This window comes from Methylobacterium sp. GC_Met_3 (assembly GCF_026540775.1).
GTDB lineage: Bacteria > Pseudomonadota > Alphaproteobacteria > Rhizobiales > Beijerinckiaceae > Methylobacterium.
In genome coordinates, this window is the sequence record NZ_JALNUL010000066.1 from 1 (window position 1) to 16,839 (window position 16,839).

Below are 16,839 nucleotides of genomic sequence, written 5' to 3' on the forward strand. Positions count from 1 at the left end.
TGAGATGGCGATGAGAACCAAGGCAGGGCGGCCAAGGATCTTAGACTTTGATCAGAACCTCGTGCGGGTCATCGCATCAGCGTAGTCGAACACGTCAGCGATGATTTCGCGGCCCTCCTCCAACCACGCCTTCCGAAGGCACTCCGCCCGCGTGATGCTCGACTTGGGCATGAACGCCGCCCGCCGCGGGTGGCCCTGAAGCCACTGCTCCAAGCGATCGGGTTTCAGCGACAAAACCTTGCTCGCGAGGCGCGTCATCGCGAGGTCGTACAAGGTCCGACGATTACGAACGTCATTCTGGATCGCATCGGCCATCGACAGCACGACCTTCTTCAGCATGTCCGGCCGGTGACGGTCCCCGCCCTTCATCGCGATGTAGAAGTCCATCACCTCAGCGGGGACGCTCTGCCCCTTAATCCCGCTGTGGATGCGCGAGAGCGCGCGGATCGCGGACCAAACGTCGGGGTAGCGGATCCGAGGTGCAGTAGGCTTGGCCCGACAAGCAAAAGACTTACTCATGTAGAAATACCTCTTCGTGCTGAAAGTCTCACGGTATCCGGGCCGGATCTGGCCTTCAATATCTTTCGACGTGAGATAAATATCGACGGCTCTGTATGGGCCATACTACGATCAGCGAGCCTCGTTTTGAGGCGCAACATCCATTTCAGGAAAGCAATTTTCGTGACCCAACGCACCTATTGCGTGAGCGACTTCACGCGCATCTTTGCCGACGAGACGACCGGCCTTTCTCGCCTCGACATGAGGTGGATCACCGACTCTCACGATCTGCCGTCGTTTGTTGCCCTTCGCGACCACACCATCGTCAAGCTGCACTATCCGAAGGCGCAGGCCAACAAGGCCGAGACCTACGGCTGGGTGCCGACCCTCTACGAGGTCACCGAGCAGACCTTTACCAACCGCTCGACCGGACGGTCGTTCACGAAGCGCGGCGAGTGGCGGTCGGGCGCGGCGGAGGCGGAGGTGCTCTCCGTCTTCATCGCCGACGTGGACAACGCCAACACCGGCCGCCCGATCATCTCGATGCAGGACGTGGCCGCCGCCCTCGGCGCGATGGGCTACTCCTACTTCATGTACACGAGCTTCGGCCACACGGCCGAAAAGCCGAAGTTCCGGGTCGTCATCGACACCGACCGCGATCTCACCCGCACCGAGATGCTGCGGATTGCCGTGTGGCTGAACGCGGTCGCGTTCGGCGAGCAGGCCGATTTTTCGATCTACGATCCGGGCGACTTCCTGTTCGCGCCGCCCCACACCACGACGGTCGTTGAGCGGCTTCACGCGCGGCCGATGGGCGTGGACGATGCCCTGGCCCAGCAAAAGCTTCTTCAGGAGGAGCACTCCGGCTGTTGGGCGCCGTACCTCGTTCAGAAGGAGCCGCGTCCGCCGCGGGCGCAGCGGACGCCTGCCCAGATGGCCGCCGCCCGTGAGCGCCGTGCCAACCGCAACGTTCGGCCCGAGATCGGCATCGACAACCCTGCCGTCTTTAACCCGGCGTGGCAGAACCTCTACGCGACGTGCGTCGTCGGGAGCAGCCACTACGAGACCATGCGCTCGCTCCTCGGCATGGTGTGGGCCAAGACCGGCGGCAAGCTCAGCTACGGCGAGGTGGACCGGCTGCTCCGCCAGATCGACGCTACTGACGGCGACCACTTCATCCGGGTGCATGGCGAGCAGAAGGCCGCCGACCTGATGGACTGGATCATGGACCTCCCGGCCGAGGAGACCGAGGAGGACTGGTCCTCGATCGTGGACACGGACGAGACCGGACTGACCGTGCTCGTCAAGGAGGGCGAGTGCGGAGAGGGCAAGACCCACGACGAACTCGCCCGCATCGCCCGCGAAGGTGGCCGGGCCGTCTACGTGGTGGACAAGATTGAGACCATCGAGAAGCGCCGTCAGGAGTTTTTCGAGATCGCCGGACCTCGCACGGCCGTCCGCTTTCGCATCGAGGTGGCGCACAGCCAGCGCCACGACCTGCGCGTGCCGCTCCAGTTGTTCGGCATCCGCAAGAGGCTCGACGAAGAACCGGCGGGCAAGCCCGCCCTCGTGTTCGTGACGCAGGCCGCGGCGGCGCAGATGGACTGGTCCCAATGGGGTGACTGCACCATCGTGTACGATGAGGTCCCGGACATTTTCGAGGTGTTCCGGATCGATGCCGCCAACCACCGCGACGTGCTGTGCAAGTACGTGCGTCCCGAAGCCGAGGACGGTGCCTGCTACAGCCTTGGGCTGACCGGCGCCGGTCGTAACCTCGCCCGCGCGACGGACGTGGATGACTACGACAAGGTCCACCACGGCCTGTGCGTGCTGCTGGCGAAGGCCAACACCTTCGTCTGGGTGAAGCGCAAGGCGTGGGACGATCCGGCCGAGGGCGGCCGGTTGGAGTTCTTCGCCATCGTCTCCCCCCTGAACCTCAGCGCTTTCAAGGCTGTGCGCCTGCTCGGCGACGAGGCGACGAAGTCCGTCACCGTCAAGGCGTGGTCCGAGAAGTGGGGCGTGGGCTTTGAGGCCATCGAATTCGAGCGTCGCCAGCGCCTCGTGCCGACCGCCGACCGGGTGACGATCCGGTACTTCTCGCAACATCGGGACAGTTCGATCACCCGGTTCCGCGAGGGCGACACGCCTCTGGAGGCGGTGAGCGGCTGGATTAAGGAGGACGCGGATGCCGAGCCGGTGCTTTGGACGGCCAACGAGCGCCTGCGCGCGAAGGCCAAGCTCGATCAGCGCGACTACATCAGCCCGAAGGCTCACGGGCGCAACGATCTTCAGCACTACAAGCGCGTGGCGTGGCTGGCGGCTATGAAGGCCAGCCAGTTTGAGATCGGCACGCTCCGCGAGGTGTGCGGGATGACGGCGCAGGAACTGATTGACTGGCGGGAGTACAACGCCCTGTACCAATTCGTGATGCGGTGCGTGCTGCGCGACTTTGCGTCTGCCGAGCCGGTCGTGATCTACGTGTTCTCGAAGCGGCAGGCGGAGTACCTGCACGGGCGTCTCGGGGGCAGGATCGAGCACGTGCCCGGTGTCATCATCGACGAGCCGGTTCGCAGCCTCGATGGAGAAGGGGCGATGTCGGACGCGGAGCGCTCGAAGGTGGCCTACTGGCGCAAGAAGATGGCGGCGGCCGATATCGCCGACGTTCGGCTCCTGCCCAAGTCCTCGAAGCTGACCGAGCGCGAGATCCGGCTCACGAACGCGACGTTCGAACGGCAGTCGGCCGGGAAGCGTCAGGGTAAGCTGGCGGCGTGATCTGTCGATACTGGAGCCTGCGGTCGCGCGCCCTCGATGCGCAACCGTGGGCGAAGACCGAAGGCTCGGCTTGTTCGAAGCTTAAGCCAAGGGCGAGGGCCCGGACGTGAAGGTGCTCAAGGAGATCCTGAAGATCCGCAAGCAGGACAAGGACGAGCGCGACGAGCAGGAGACCTTGCTCGACGTGTACCTGCGGGCCATGGATGCGCCGTCGTCAGCGCCCTTGGCAGAAGCCGCCTGAGCCATAACTCTGGGCCGGGACGGCGCAGCAACGTGCCGTCCTGCTCATCATTGCATGACCCCGTGCAGGCGCTCTTCTGGAAGCGATTGTTTGAGCTACAGCGCGTCTATGACCGCTGGGCAAAGCTCACGATCAAGGTGGAAGTCATCCACGCTGTCTTGGTGCTACCGCCGAACACCTCGGCCTCGTAGGCCGCGCAAAAGTTCCGCACACCCCGTTGCCTCCGCGGCCTTCGCGCCCGCCCTGGTCGGCAGTGATCTCCCGGACGAGTTTGAGCAGCCGCTCAGCACTCGATCTCCACGATCATGGTCTTCGGCACCCCGACGCCTAGTCGCAATTGGGAATTGGACGCGCACGTCCTCGCTTCAATGCGTCCAAGCAGACGACGTGCTGTTGCGGCAGCCACGAACATTCATAGGCAGTTCACGGTCTGCGCCGTGATCGGCGCGCCCGCATTGTCCCTCCTTATGGCGAGGTGGCCACCCTCTGGCGCCGCGTCGGCTGGATCATCGCTTCCAGTTCGAGAAGCTTATTAAGTTGCTCGGCTGTGAGCAGGCCCTCCTCTAAGACGAGGTCGGCCACCGGGCGGTTCTCCTTGAGCGCGCGCTGCGCCACCCGCGAACTCGCCTCGTAGCCGAGCGTCGGCGCAAGCGCGGTGACCAGCCCGATCGAGCCCTGGACCAGGGCGCGGCAGCGCTCGCGGTCGGCCTCGATGCCCTCAACGCAGCGCTTCGTCAGCGTGTCCACCGCTGCCGTCAGCATGCGCAAGCTGGATAGGACGCAGTAGCCGATCGTCGGCTCAAAGGCGTTCAGTTGAAGCTGGCCGCCCTCGGCACAGAGCGTCACGGTGAGGTCCTGCCCAATGACCATGTAGGCGACTTGGTTGACCACCTCTGGGATCACCGGGTTGACCTTGCCCGGCATGATCGAAGAGCCCGCCTGCACGGCAGGCAATCGGATCTCGCCGAAGCCGGTGCGCGGGCCGGAGGACAACAGCCGCAGGTCGTTGCAGATCTTCGACAGCTTCACCGCCACCCGCTTCAAGGTTCCGGAGAACAGCACGAAGGCACCGAGATCCGAGGTCGCCTCGATCAGGTTCGAGGCCAGCACCATCGGCTGGCCGGAGACGCGCGAGAGTTCCTCGACCGCCAGCGCGGCGTAGCGCGGGTCCGCGTTGATGCCAGTGCCGATGGCGGTGGCCCCGAGATTCACCTCGCGGAACAGCCCGGCGATCTCGCCCAGGCGCGCCACGTCCTCCTTGATGGTGGCGTGGAAGCCGTCGAACTCCTGGCCGAGCGTCATCGGCACGGCGTCCTGCAATTGGGTGCGGCCCATCTTGAGCACGTCGGCGAACTCCACGGCCTTGCCCTTGAACGCGTAGGCGAGGTCGTCCAGCGCCTTCACCAGCGGCTGCGTCCCGAAGATCACCGCCAGCCGCAAGGCAGTCGGGTAGGCGTCGTTGGTGGACTGGGCCATGTTCACGTCGTCATTGGGGTGGAGCGCGGCGTAGTCGCCCGGCTTCCTCCCCATCAGGCCCAGCGCCACGTTGGCGATCACCTCGTTGGTGTTCATGTTCGTGGAGGTGCCCGCTCCGCCCTGGATCGCATCGACCACGAAGGCCGCGTCGTAGCTGCGATCCTCGGCGACCAGGGTGCAAGCCCGGTCTATCAGATCGGCCTTGTCCGGCTCCAGGTAGCCGAGACGCCGGTTGGCGCGCGCAGCAGCCTGCTTCACCAGCGCGAGCGCCCGGACGAATTCTGGGAAGTGGCCGACCGGCACGCCCGTGATCGGGAAGTTCGTCACTGCGCGCTTGGTGTGGATGCCCCAGAGCGCGTCGGCCGGAACGTCGCCGTCACCGAGCAGGTCATGCTCGGAGCGGGTCTTTGTGGTCTCCAGGTCCACGGTGCGGACGGTGGCGACCGCAAGCTCAGTGGACTGCCCCCCTTCGATCTCTGCCTCGGGCGGCTTCACGGTCTGATCGGCGGCTATCTGCACGGGCTTCCTCGCCATGAGACCACTCCACGTTTCCGAGATGGGCTACTTCGTCGGGATCAGTGCAGGATCCGAGCGAGGAGATCCTTGTCCTCAGCTTGACACGAACGCTTCACGCTCGCCGGATCCAGCTTTTCAGACGATCTCGAAGGCGACAGGTTGCGCGCCCTGCCGCAGCCCTGGCCTTTGAACGACATCCACCCGCCTTCTTGCCGATGCACATAGATCCGTGCGGACCGCTTGGGACCGCACGGGGTTGCCTCTTTCAAGTCAGGCGGGTTGCTGGGCCGCCGAGATCACCGCGAGGTCCGGCGGCGGGCTGTCGAGCACGGCATGCGCACGCGCCCTGTCGAGGTCGCCCTCCCAAGCTGCCACCACGACGGTCGCGACGCAATTGCCGATCAGGTTGCCAACCGCGCGCGCCATCCCGATGAACCAGTCCACCGATAGCACCAGCACGAGCCCGATCGCCGGGATCGATGGTACGGCGTTCAGCGTGGCGGCCAGGATGACGATCGCGGAGCCCGGTACGCCGTGCGCGCCCTTCGAAGTGACCAGCGAGATGCCGAGCACCAGCAGGAGGTCGCCAAGCGACAGCGGCGTGCCGGTCGCCTGCGCGATGAACACCACAGCCAGCGTCAGGTAGATCGAGAACGCGTCGAGGTTGAACGAGTAGCCGGTGGGCACCACGAGGCCAACCACGGACGGCTTTACGCCCATGTACTCCAGCTTGCGCATGATCTGTGGCAGCACCGCGTCGGACGAGGCGGTGCCCAGCACGATGGTGAGTTCTTCGCGCAGATAGGCCAGGAACTTGATGATGCTCACGCCCGCCAGCCGCATCACCCCACCGAGGATGACCAGCACGAAGACGGCCACGGCGACGTAATACAGGCCGACGAGCGACAGCAACTGCGTGAGGGAGCCGACGCCGTACTTGCCGACCGTGTAGGCCACCGCCCCCAGCACGCCGAGCGGGGCTGTGCGCACGATCAGACCCATCGCCTTGAACAGCACGCCCGAGATCGCGTCGATCAAGTCGGTGACCTTCTGCCCTTGAGGTCCGCCGTACAGGGCGAGGCTGACGCCGAAGATGATGGCGAAAAACAGGACCTGGAGCACGTCGTTGCGCGCCAGGGCGTCGAACGAGGTGGTCGGGATGATGTTGAGCAGGAAGCTGGAGAAGCCGCCGGTATGCAGCTTATTGGCGTTGTCGGTGTAGGTGCTGAGCGCCTTGCCGTCGAGGGTGGCGGTGTTGATGTTCATGCCGTGGCCGGGACCAACGAGGTAGGCCAGCACGATCCCGAGGATCAGCGCGACAGTGGTCATCGCCTCGAAGTAGACCAGCGCCTTGACGCCGACGCGACCGACCTTCTTAAGGTCACCTGTTCCAGCAATACCGTGCACGACGACGCAGAATACGATCGGCGCGACGATCATCGAGATGAGTTTCAGGAATGCGTCGGACAGCACCTTCAGTTGCTGCGCGAACTCGGGTGTGACCATGCCCAGCACGATGCCGAGCACGAGACCGACGACGACCTGGAGGAACAGCGATTTGTAGAGCGGCTGGCGCACCTTCTCCGACGTGGCGACAGGTATGGATGGGACCGACATCACGTGATCTCCTCAATGTGTAGCTTGTGGGGATACGCAGAACACAAGTCGGTGGCGTCGTTTCTTGTTTGGCTTGGCCGAGCCCGCTCTTAGTCTCGCGTCTTCGAGAGCTTCAGGGCTTGACGAAGGCTGGTCAGTGGATCGTCGTCTTTGGCACGCGTGAGCCCTGCCTCGACGTTGCCGATGTGAGAGACCATGAGGTCGGCGGCCCGCTTCAGGTCACCCTCGGCGAGCGCGTCTGTAATCGCCTCGTGCTCGTCGCAGGAGACTGTCGCGTCGTGGCTGGACTGATAGAGCGCCGAGATCAGGATCGTGCGCGCGGTGAGATCGCGCAGGATCTCGGCGAGCACGCGATTGCCGAGCGCCTCGACGAGGCAGACGTGAAAGTCGCCGAGCAGGAAGCTGCGAGCCTCCAGGTCCCCGGATGCGATGGCCTCACGTTCCTGAACGATGTGCGCCCGCAGCCTGTCCACCACCTCAGGCCCGAGTCAATGGACGGCCATGAGGATGCCCATCTCTTTGGCCTGACGGGCCTGGAAGGCTTCCTGAGCCTCCTCGAAGGACGGCTTGATCACGAACCAGCCACGGCGCGCGCTCACCTGAACGATACCTCGCGCATCCAAGCGGATCAGCGCCTCGCTTGTGACCGTGCGCGAAACCGAGAACAGGGTGGCGAGGCACTGCTCCCCGAGGCGCGTCCCTGCCGAGATACGACCGGCAAGGATGGCATCCACGATGATGCGGTCGATCGAGTTTGCAGCGGCAGAGTTCTGCATGCGGATCAAGCTTCCATACAAGATCTGCACGCAAGCAGTGTACCAGTATGGGGAGGCCCCGGTGGCTTGGCTCTAATCGGGACCAGGAGGCGCTGCTAGACCCGCCGCCTGACCGTTCGGACCGGTGTCTGCACTGTACTCTCGACTCGCGGAGGATAAGTGCGTGCGTCTGGAACTTGATGAGCAGGGCGGTTGGCTGATCACACCAGCCGAACAAGCTCGTCGGCTCGGGATGGAAGAGTACGCTCTACGGCGGCAAGCTATTCTCGGCCACATCGATAGCCGCCTTGATCGTGGGTACGGCCGTGATGAGGGCCGCTGCCGTGTGACAATCATCGTCGGCAAATTCGGCTGGCAGGGTATCTTCCTCGCTGATGGCCGCCTGCTCTCTGAGTTCCGGTGGGAGCCCCAGCCGAGCGCCATGGTCGTCAATAGGCGCAGGGCGGCGCAAATAATCCAGAGGTAGTTCCATCGGGTGTCATTACGACCTGACGATGAGCCAACGCCGCTTGAAGTCGGCTAACTGCCATCCTCATCCTACTCCCGGGCCGCGTCGCGTTCTGGCCCTTTGCCGTGAGGAACGGCACCGAGCCCCGTCAGCCTTTGAACGAACTGGGTGGCGGGGCTCTCACTCAGTTCATGCGCTTGCGGCGGTCCTGAACCTCCCGCTGGGCAAGTTTGCGGCCCAGCGCCATCAGCAGCTTGTCCGCGTGGGCCTTCAGCTCCGGATCCCGCAAATCCACGATCGCTTGTTGGGCCGCAATGGCATGGTCGGCCGCCCGATCTAAAGGCAGGACGGCCGAGGTAGTCTCAACCTCGTTGAACGTGCCCTCAGACATTCGCATCCGGGTAATGTCCACGAGGATGCCGCTACCGCCGAGCGGTCGGCCGTGGTGATCGTTGGTGAAGCGGCCACGCGCAAGCACCCAGCGGGTCCGGCCATCGGCTGAGGTCACCCGGTATTCGGTTAGGTAGGCGCTGCCTTCTTGAGCACTGCGACGGATCAAGCCGACAACGCGGTCCTGGTCTTCGGCGTGGACGGCGTCGAGGTATGCCGTGAGCGGTACACCGTCCTCAGCCGCGATCGGGTCGAGATTGAACAGCAGCGCCACGAACGTGTCAGAGCATGCCTTGTCGGTCGTCGCGTTCCATTCCCAACGGCCGATCACGTCGAGTGCGTCGAGCGCAGTTTGGAATGCGTCAGGACAGGTCTGACCACCGAGGGAGGCACGCTTGGGCATTTCGGGTCCCTGCATTCGCACATGAGGTGGTCATCTTGTACACGGTAATGTCATACAACCTCAATGCGATTTTCTTGAAACAGACGCCACTGTTGCGTGTACGACACTCCATCTTTTGTCGCCGTCTGTATACAAGAGGCCCAGCATAGAACTGGCTGCTCGATGGGAGGCGCTGGATGGGCTCGAAGACACCTCCTCACAGCATGCCTGTTCCAGGCGCACCGGACGAAGACCGCTCCGGCTATCCTGCGTCCTCGAAGGGAACGCGGCACAGCAAGCTTCTGAGCCGCATCGCCGACGCGCTACAGGTGCCGCAGGCGGCGCTGTATCAACCACCGAATGCTGTTACGTTAGGGCGAGGCGCTCACGGAGATGGGGCGGCTGATCTCGACCGGGATTGCGCCGCGTTGCTGCATGCCTTCAGACGCATCGGTGATCTTGAGGAACGCCACCGCCTTCTGGCCCTTGTACAAGCGGTTGCCGAACGGACCTGACGCAGGATGACCAGGGGCCGGTCGGTGATCAGATTGGGCGATGGCGCCGTCCCAGTCTGTGTTGCGCAACCCCGCTTCTGACCGCGTGGTCTCCCGGCGGCGCCTGCCGTAGCTCGGCCGCGTGTCATCCGAACGCGCCCTGGCTCACCTATGGGTCAGCGCGCTGTCCAGACCACAAAACCAGCGTCGTCCCCGAAGCAGGCTCACGGCGAACGCCGTCCCGAAACCGAGCGAAGGCTCTCGGCTTTGACGAGCGCAACGGAACACGTGAGCGCAGCCTACTCCCGTGCGTCAGCGGGCCGAAGCTACGATCTCGGTTCCGGCCTTCATAGGCTCCACGTCCAGCGGGGTCGGGGCGCGGACCGGCTGTGGTGTCGTGATCAGGTCACTGCTGTGCCGCACCGCCTGGGTGCTTCGAGCGTGATCGCGGTAGAGCGGCGGTATGATGTGTAGGCGCTCATCAGCCGAGGCGGACCCAGCAGCGAGCGACGCGACGATGACGGCGAAGGTGAGGGTCGAGCGCATATCCATCTCCGGATGAGCCGGTCGGGAGACCAGTGACCGGAGTGAACCACAGATTTGTGCGTTGCGGCATGCTTCGCGTGCGACGCACCATAACGCAGATGGGCATAAGACATAGTCGATATACTGCAAAATCGAGAGCGATATCGGATCAACAAACCTGTATTCAGTCATGCGCAACGCGCTGGGTGTGATCAAGAAGTCACGCGCGCCGCTCGTCTACCGGATGCTGGTTCGAGCATTGCTTAGTGCTGGCCTGTGACACGGTTGCTCGGCGCGGGCGGTACGGCGCGACCGCAGCAGGTGGAAGGCCGCCCAGGAGGTCGGAAGCGGCCGTTGGGGCTGGTGGTGGACGCAACACCGTTAGCCCCGTGAGTCGCGGCTCAGGCGGCCCGAACAGTTGCGCGGAATGGGCGACCACGGTGCGTAGTCCCTCAGATCGCCGCGACCACTCCGAGGCTGCCCCGCGCATTTTTTTAGAGCCTCCCGGTCTTCTCAGCCGCTCCGGCAACGTCAGTGATGTTGCTGGTCGCCGCGCCAGACCGAGCCTCAGCGCACGGCAGCGGTCTTCGCCAGCGGGCATCCGTTTGTAGCGAGCGACGGGTAGGCGGCCACGGGTCTGATGGCGATCAGAGTGTCAACGAACCGGATCACATGCCCACGCCGAAATACCCGCTGATCGTCAGGACGGACACGATTGCGGAGGTCGGCACGACGTTCGAGGTGATATCTGTCTCACGCCGGGAGAACTCCCCAACATGATTGGTCCTGTGCTGTTGGGGAGGCGCCTTAGCAGGACGGCCACGTGTGTGATCACGCGCTTGCGCATGACGCGCCGAGACCATGCCCGCGATCGATAGACGACCAGCCTCTGCGAGGAGCGCCTACGTGACCGACTCGGGATGCCGTCGAGGTATGCCCGAGTAGTTGCTTGGACTTCGTGGGCATCCCGTGTGCGCCTTTCGATGCACGAACCGGCGCCGGGGTGGTCGCCCTATCGCGTTGATCGCGATCAATCCGTGGCAGACAGGACAGCGCTTCGGCGCGGAGAGATGAGCGGTCATCGCTGCGTCCAAACCGACGAGGTGCCAGGAGCCTGCGATCTTCACCTCGCAGGTTTGCGGATTGGACTGTGGCTTAGGGTGAGGAGGCAAAATCTTGGTGGTCCGATCGACGCTGCACTGCACAATCAAAATCGCAGCGCACCATGCTCGTTCCCGAAGCGCGTCCTGATCCGACCCTTGCTGTAACTGAGCGCAGATGACGGACGGCACTTGTAAGAGCACGACTGCGGACTTCATGTCGTTCCCAGACTGCAATCCGGCGATACTGGCCCTGACCCGGCGCAACCCAATCCTCGGCGACCGGAACCGTCTCCTGCTCCGGATCCACTTGGCCGTACCCGGCGTGCGACAGCCTGAGGGTGCCACCCTGTACTACGTCGGGCACGAGGCTCTGTTCGGGACGGCGATCGTTCAGGGCAACTAGCCGGTGATCTGACGGTCGGCCTGAGCGTTGGGACGCCTACAGCAGAGAGGTCGCGCTCACACTGCTACTGCCTGTCGGGAAATGATCGGCGGGCCAGACATCCTCGATCGCCTTGCGCAGGGCCGCAGGGCTGAACGGCTTGATCAAGCAGCCATTCACGCCTGCCCGGCGGGCTGCTTCGAAGCAATGCGCTTGTTCCTTCGTGGTCATCATCAGGAACGGCGTCTCGCGCAGATCCGGATCTGCCCGCACCCGACGCAAAAGCTCGTAGCCGGTGACCTGATCCATGTTCCAGTCGGAGATCACGAGCCCATACCGGCGCTTGTGCATCCGGACCAGCGCGTCGCTTCCATCGCGAGCGGCGTCCACATCGCGAAAGCCGAGTTGCCCGAGCACGGTTCGCACGACCTCGATGATCAACAGCACGTCATCGACGACCAAAACAGGCGTCTCGCGATAGGCGGGCATGGCGGCTCCGAGCAGGATGCGAGCGCGAGGGCAGGCGGAATGGAGCCGACACGCGGCTCGGATCGCCGGATATGCCGCAAATCAGTTAGGCTATCGTCAACGCTCGGGTGCATCGCGTGTCTGACGCTACCTGCCGGTGATCTGAGACAGGCTCGGCCGTTTCCGGAGCATTGGCCTCGATCGCCTACTGCACGTGGACAGCAAGCTTCATCAACGGGTGGATGCCGCAGAGTACAGGAAGTCACCGCTTCCGGCGCGGCGTTTTAATTTCGACTCTGGGTCGCCGGTGGTCCTAAAGATCCTCAAGTTGCCCCGCATCATTGCGTGGGGCCTGGATCGAGATTTCAGATGCACACTTTCAAGTACGCCACGATGCTGCCCTAGTTTCGTCCTCGATCAGCAGCACGCGCATGGTATTGTTCCCTGCCTGCCAACAGGGGGCGGGCGCCGCCTGGACCCGTACCGTTTCGTGGTTGAAAAGTGCTTCGATCTCGTGTCTTGAGCTTAGTCGTTCATGCTGCGCGGAGGAGGGCAATCTCCGCGATCGTGTCGGCGCTCCGACTACACAACTCGACGAGCAACGGTTCGTAGGCGTACCCGGACCGGCACGCCTCCTCGACACTGCGGCACAGGTCCGACAACGAGCAAAAGCCGACCATGCTCGTCGCCGAAACCATCGCGTGAGCATCCCGGGCGACGCGATCACGATCATGCGCCAGCGACGAGGACCCGAACCGCTGGGCGAGTTCATCCGCCAGCATCGTCAACAGACCGGCCATGCGTTCGTGACCAACCATTTCCTTTAGGTCCGCGAACACCGAGGGATCGATGGTCGGATGCGAGACGCCACTCTCGTCACCACCGATCGTCCAGCGATCGATGACAGTCAGAAGTGCATCACGCCGGAAGGGCTTGCCGACGTGGTCGTCCATGCCCGCCGCTTGGAACTCGGCGACTTGCTGCGGCAGGACATTCGCGGTGAGCGCCACGATCGGCACCCGCGATACCACGCCGCCGAGCGCCCGGATCTGCCGCGTGGCAGACATACCGTCGAGGCCCGGCATATGCACGTCCATCAGCACAAGATCGTAGGTTTCCGCCTGCACGGCCGCCACCGCCGCCGCACCATCGCCGACCACGTCCACTGCGTGCCCGGCTCGCTCCAGGATTGCTCGAACGAGATCCTGGTTGAGCGGCACGTCCTCAGCCAGAAGCAGGCGCCTACCCGCGAAGACGCTGCCCACGCGCGGCGACCCCGCGTCGATCGCCGGTTCGGTAGCCAGGGATAGATCGAGCGCGAACCAGAAGTTCGAGCCGTGGCCCGCCTCGCTCTCGACCCCGATGGTCCCACCCATGCGCTCGATGAGCGCCTTCGAGATCGCTAGACCCAACCCGCTGCCGCCGTAGTCGCGCCCGATCGAGCCATCCACTTGGCTGAAGCGCTGGAACAGGCGGTCGCGCTTCTCCGCAGGTATGCCGATGCCGGTATCCCGGACTGAGCAACGCAGTTGGACTGCATCGCCTCTCATCGCATCCGCGGAAACGCACAGGTCGATCCGGCCCCGCGCCGTGAACTTCACGGCGTTGTTGAGCAGGTTCAACAACACCTGCCGCAGCCGGTCCTCGTCACCCAGCAACCACTCAGGCAAGACAGGGTCGAATCTGACGCTGAGCGTCAGCCCCTTCGCCTCGGCTGAGCCCCGCACGATCGAGACCGTGGTGTCGATCAGCGCGGCAGCCGCAAAGGGCCGCGGCACGATCTCGACCTGCCCGGCCTCAAGCTTCGAGAAGTCGAGCACGTCATTGACCACGGTCAGCAGCGCGGCGCCTGCGATACGGATGCGCTTGGCGTGTTGGCGCGCACCGAGGTTCAGACTCGGCTCCTCGCACAGGAGGTCGGCGTACCCAATCACACCGTTGAGCGGGGTGCGGATCTCGTGGCTCATCGAAGCCAGGAACTCCGACTTCGCTTGGCTCGCCGCCTCCGCCAGTTCGCGCGCCGTCTCGGCTTCACGGGTTCGCTCGGCGACGCGCTGCGCGAGACTGGCGTTCAGATCGCGCAGGGCTGTCTCGGCCGCATCACGCGCTGTATCGTCGCGCACGGTGAGGACCGCGCCGATCTGCGCGCCTTGCTGGTCGAGCAGCGGTTGCGCGTTTCCGATGGCGAGCACCTCGGTGCCGTCCGGCCGTCGCACCCGCCAGCGCGCGTTGCGCACCATCTGCCCGCTGACAGCGCGGACGAGCGGCAGGTCGCGGGAGGGGTGGGGCCGTCCGTCCTCAGTGTACAGGTGGTAGGTGTCGCTGTAGGCGTCCGGCTCCACGTCGAGCCGGGCCACGCCGTGGATCTCGGCCGCGGCATTGTTGACCAGCGTGATCCGACCCGCGGCGTCGGTGACGATGACGCCCTCGGCAAGCTGTGCCAGGATAGCCGCGTTGGTGGCGGTGGTGAAGTCCGCGTGCGCCCGCGCCTCGTGCAACTGCGCCTCGGTCACGGAGCGGTAGCGCGCTTCGCTGTCGCGAAGAGCCGCCTCCATGGCCTTGCGCTGCGTGATGTCGCGCAGCGTCGCGACGTACCCGTCCGCTCGACCTGTCGTCGCGTCGTGGGTCAGGCTGAACGAGATCTCCAGCCAGAGCCAGTGGCCCTGCCGGTGACGGTAGCGTTGGCTAGTCAGAGTACGTTCGACCCGTCCGCTCGTCAGATCATCCAGAACCTGCCGATACGCCTCGGCATCGTCGGGATGGACGAAATCGAGCGGTCGGGTGCCGATCAGGTCCTCCGGCGCGTAGCCGAGCACGGCGGTTACGGCAGGAGAGACGTACCGGCGGCGCGTCGTCAGATCGCACCAGATGATGATGTCGGTCGAGTTCTCGGCCAGCAGCCGGTAGCGATGCTCGCTCTCCTGAACCGCACGCTCAGTGAGTCTCTGCTGCGTGACATCGGCGAAGGTGACGATCCAGCCCGCCTCCGCGCGATCGGAGCGCCGGACCTCCAGGATCATCCCGTTCGGCAGCGGCAGGTCGTAGACGGCGGGCAGATGCTGAAGGCCCATCTTCGCCAGCTTGCGCTTGAGGTCAGCCGGGACTTCCGTGAAGTCGCCCCGCTCGGCGTGGTAATCGCGGATGTTGGCCAGTGACGCCCCTTCCTGGAGAACGGTCGCGGGTAGGTCGAGAAGCTCGGCAGCGCTGCGGTTGAAGGCGCGCACGCGCTCGTCGGCATCGAGGACGACGAGCCCCTGGTCCATGCTGTCGAGGGTGCTGCCGAGAACCTCGCCGACCTCGCGAAGCTGCTCCTGAGCGCGCACGTGCTCCGTCGTGTCGAGGATGATCCCGTGGATGGCTTCAACGTCGCCGTTCCGGTCCCGCTTAGGCACGCCGCGGAGCATGACGATCCGCACCTCGCCGTCCGGCCGGATCACGCGAGCCTGCCCGCGATAACCGTCGCGCGTTTCGGGATCGCTGCCCGCGATCACGCGCTCGATCCGCGCGTGTAGGGCCGCACGCTCGTCGGGATGGTAGAAGCCGAGATGCTCGTCGAGCGGGAGGATGCCGTCAGGCGGCATGGGCGCGCCGAACACGGCCGCCACTCCTTCACTCCAAGCAATGGTTCGATCGGCGGCGTCGATGCGCCAATGCCCGAACGCGGCGGCAGCCTCGGCGACGCGCTGGGCATCGTGCGCAGCCCGAAGAGCGGCCTTGCTCTTGGAAAGGACGGAGTTGGTCTGTTTCAGTTCGATGGTGATGCGGCGGCGCTCGTCGAGTTCGGCGGTCTGCGCCCGCTTGGCTTCGTGCAGCCGCAGATGCGCGACGACGGCCTCGGCCATGTCGTGAAGCTGTCGGATCTGCTCGTCGGAGAAGGTCCGCGGCACAGTGTCAATGACGCAGAGCGAGCCGATCCGCAGATCTGGCCGGAGTGAAAGTGGCACCCCCGCATAGAAACGGATGTGCGGCTCGCCAAGCACGAGCGGGTTGTCCGAGAAGCGTGGATCGGACGCGGCATCCTCGACGATGAGGATCTCGTCAGACAGGATGGTGTAGTTGCAGAACGCCATGCTCCTGGGCGTGCCGTCCACGTCGAAGCCGCACTTTGCCTTGAACCATTGCTGATCCTCCTCGACGAGTGAGATCAGGGCGGTCGGAACCGCGAAGACCGAGCGTGCGAGGCGGCAGACCGCGTCGAAGTGGGGCTCGGGCTGCGTGCCCACGATCGCGAGGTTCCGCAGGGCGGCGAGACGCGCTTCTTCGTTCGATGGTACGGGAAACACGGGCCTGCCCTCCTCGCAGTCCATGGCACGCAATCTGGCGCTTCCGCCCGTTCAACCATCATATGCTTAAGCTTCATAGGTGACTGTGAGATTGCCTTCATGGCGAACGGGCGTCGAGCCTAGGTCGATGTGGCGTCTGATCCAGGCGGCCTGCCGGAGAAAGACAGCATGCCGTTGCGCGGCTTAGAATGACCGATACCACGCGGCTGACAGATCGAGCTTCGGTCGCATACGCGCGTACCCGCGGCATCGCGCTGATGCCGGTCTCGCGCCTGGAGCGGTGGCTCCGCGGTCATCCGCGTCGGGCGGCGTTCATGCCCTAGACCAGCAACATGCGGGCCGACCGGCTCCGGGCGGCGTGGTTGGAGGAAGGCCGCGAGGTGATCGCGGACGTTCTGAACTACGCCCAGGCGATGGTCTGACCGAGACTGGCTCGATCCTCGCCCTACGTCCTTCACTTCCCCCTAT

At 64.5% G+C, this 16,839-nt stretch carries 13 protein-coding genes and 1 pseudogene; 5 read left to right on the forward strand and 9 right to left on the reverse strand.

Annotated features, from left to right (window positions below; genetic code table 11):
• Positions 1-51: 51 nt before the first annotated feature.
• Positions 52-519: a hypothetical protein gene (locus OXS27_RS29180; protein ID WP_267360925.1), complete on the reverse strand. Its 468-nt coding sequence runs from the start codon at positions 517-519 to the stop codon at positions 52-54.
• 162 nt (positions 520-681) lie between these two features.
• On the opposite strand from OXS27_RS29180, the gene OXS27_RS29185 reads away from it, so the two are divergent.
• Together OXS27_RS29185 and OXS27_RS29190 are read left to right on the forward strand one after the other, a co-directional pair.
• On the forward strand, positions 682-3,270 hold the full coding sequence (locus OXS27_RS29185; RefSeq protein ID WP_267360927.1) for a hypothetical protein: 2,589 nt from the start codon (positions 682-684) through the stop codon (positions 3,268-3,270).
• An 85-nt stretch (positions 3,271-3,355) separates the two neighbouring features.
• Positions 3,356-3,511 (forward strand): annotated as a pseudogene (locus tag OXS27_RS29190) (GapR family DNA-binding domain-containing protein); the annotation flags it as partial.
• 465 nt (positions 3,512-3,976) lie between these two features.
• Here the strand turns inward: OXS27_RS29190 and OXS27_RS29195 are convergent.
• The 4 genes from OXS27_RS29195 to OXS27_RS29210 all read right to left on the reverse strand — a co-directional run bounded on the left by OXS27_RS29195 (position 3,977) and on the right by OXS27_RS29210 (position 7,896).
• Positions 3,977-5,521, reverse strand: a complete 1,545-nt coding sequence (locus OXS27_RS29195) for an aspartate ammonia-lyase (RefSeq protein ID WP_267360929.1) — start codon at positions 5,519-5,521, stop codon at positions 3,977-3,979.
• 252 nt (positions 5,522-5,773) lie between these two features.
• Positions 5,774-7,120, reverse strand: a complete 1,347-nt coding sequence (locus OXS27_RS29200) for a dicarboxylate/amino acid:cation symporter (protein WP_267360931.1) — start codon at positions 7,118-7,120, stop codon at positions 5,774-5,776.
• Positions 7,121-7,209: 89 nt separating this feature from the next.
• Positions 7,210-7,596 carry an FCD domain-containing protein gene (locus OXS27_RS29205; RefSeq protein ID WP_267360933.1) on the reverse strand — a complete coding sequence of 129 codons (387 nt, stop codon included), beginning with the start codon at positions 7,594-7,596 and terminating at the stop codon, positions 7,210-7,212.
• Positions 7,597-7,608: 12 nt separating this feature from the next.
• On the reverse strand, positions 7,609-7,896 hold the full coding sequence (locus tag OXS27_RS29210) for a GntR family transcriptional regulator (protein WP_267360948.1): 288 nt from the start codon (positions 7,894-7,896) through the stop codon (positions 7,609-7,611).
• 163 nt (positions 7,897-8,059) lie between these two features.
• On the opposite strand from OXS27_RS29210, the gene OXS27_RS29215 reads away from it, so the two are divergent.
• Entirely contained in the window at positions 8,060-8,362 is a 303-nt protein-coding gene (locus tag OXS27_RS29215) for a DUF6522 family protein (RefSeq protein ID WP_267360935.1), read from the forward strand.
• 166 nt (positions 8,363-8,528) lie between these two features.
• Here the strand turns inward: OXS27_RS29215 and OXS27_RS29220 are convergent, their stop codons facing one another.
• The gene (locus OXS27_RS29220) at positions 8,529-9,137 is read right to left on the reverse strand and encodes a PAS domain-containing protein (protein WP_267360937.1); all 609 of its coding nucleotides are present in this window, start codon (positions 9,135-9,137) and stop codon (positions 8,529-8,531) included.
• Positions 9,138-9,313: 176 nt separating this feature from the next.
• Here OXS27_RS29220 and OXS27_RS29225 point away from each other — a divergent pair, with 176 nt between their 5' ends.
• On the forward strand, positions 9,314-9,631 hold the full coding sequence (locus OXS27_RS29225) for a hypothetical protein (protein ID WP_267360939.1): 318 nt from the start codon (positions 9,314-9,316) through the stop codon (positions 9,629-9,631).
• Between the two features lie 291 nt (positions 9,632-9,922).
• On the opposite strand, the gene OXS27_RS29230 is transcribed toward OXS27_RS29225, so the two are convergent.
• Positions 9,923-10,156: a hypothetical protein gene (locus OXS27_RS29230; protein ID WP_267360941.1), complete on the reverse strand. Its 234-nt coding sequence runs from the start codon at positions 10,154-10,156 to the stop codon at positions 9,923-9,925.
• A 1,296-nt stretch (positions 10,157-11,452) separates the two neighbouring features.
• Here OXS27_RS29230 and OXS27_RS29235 point away from each other — a divergent pair.
• Positions 11,453-11,641: a hypothetical protein gene (locus tag OXS27_RS29235; protein WP_267360943.1), complete on the forward strand. Its 189-nt coding sequence runs from the start codon at positions 11,453-11,455 to the stop codon at positions 11,639-11,641.
• 36 nt (positions 11,642-11,677) lie between these two features.
• Here OXS27_RS29235 and OXS27_RS29240 read toward each other — a convergent pair whose 3' ends face one another.
• Positions 11,678-12,109 (reverse strand): response regulator, encoded by a 432-nt coding sequence (locus OXS27_RS29240; protein WP_267360945.1) that lies wholly within the window; start codon positions 12,107-12,109, stop codon positions 11,678-11,680.
• Between the two features lie 512 nt (positions 12,110-12,621).
• Positions 12,622-16,371 carry a PAS domain S-box protein gene (locus tag OXS27_RS29245; RefSeq protein ID WP_267360947.1) on the reverse strand — a complete coding sequence of 1,250 codons (3,750 nt, stop codon included), beginning with the start codon at positions 16,369-16,371 and terminating at the stop codon, positions 12,622-12,624.
• Positions 16,372-16,839 lie beyond the last annotated feature (468 nt).

Excerpts from the sequence above, each read along its gene's own strand:
- OXS27_RS29235 (WP_267360943.1), top strand. The coding sequence starts at position 11,453 with ATGTCGTTCCCAGACTGCAATCCGGCGATACTGGCCCTGACCCGGCGC.
- OXS27_RS29180 (WP_267360925.1), bottom strand. The coding sequence starts at position 519 with ATGAGTAAGTCTTTTGCTTGTCGGGCCAAGCCTACTGCACCTCGGATC.
- OXS27_RS29195 (WP_267360929.1), bottom strand. The coding sequence starts at position 5,521 with ATGGCGAGGAAGCCCGTGCAGATAGCCGCCGATCAGACCGTGAAGCCG.
- OXS27_RS29240 (WP_267360945.1), bottom strand. The coding sequence starts at position 12,109 with ATGCCCGCCTATCGCGAGACGCCTGTTTTGGTCGTCGATGACGTGCTG.
- OXS27_RS29210 (WP_267360948.1), bottom strand. The coding sequence starts at position 7,896 with ATGCAGAACTCTGCCGCTGCAAACTCGATCGACCGCATCATCGTGGAT.
- OXS27_RS29230 (WP_267360941.1), bottom strand. The coding sequence starts at position 10,156 with ATGCGCTCGACCCTCACCTTCGCCGTCATCGTCGCGTCGCTCGCTGCT.
- OXS27_RS29200 (WP_267360931.1), bottom strand. The coding sequence starts at position 7,120 with ATGTCGGTCCCATCCATACCTGTCGCCACGTCGGAGAAGGTGCGCCAG.
- OXS27_RS29225 (WP_267360939.1), top strand. The coding sequence starts at position 9,314 with ATGGGCTCGAAGACACCTCCTCACAGCATGCCTGTTCCAGGCGCACCG.
- OXS27_RS29220 (WP_267360937.1), bottom strand. The coding sequence starts at position 9,137 with ATGCCCAAGCGTGCCTCCCTCGGTGGTCAGACCTGTCCTGACGCATTC.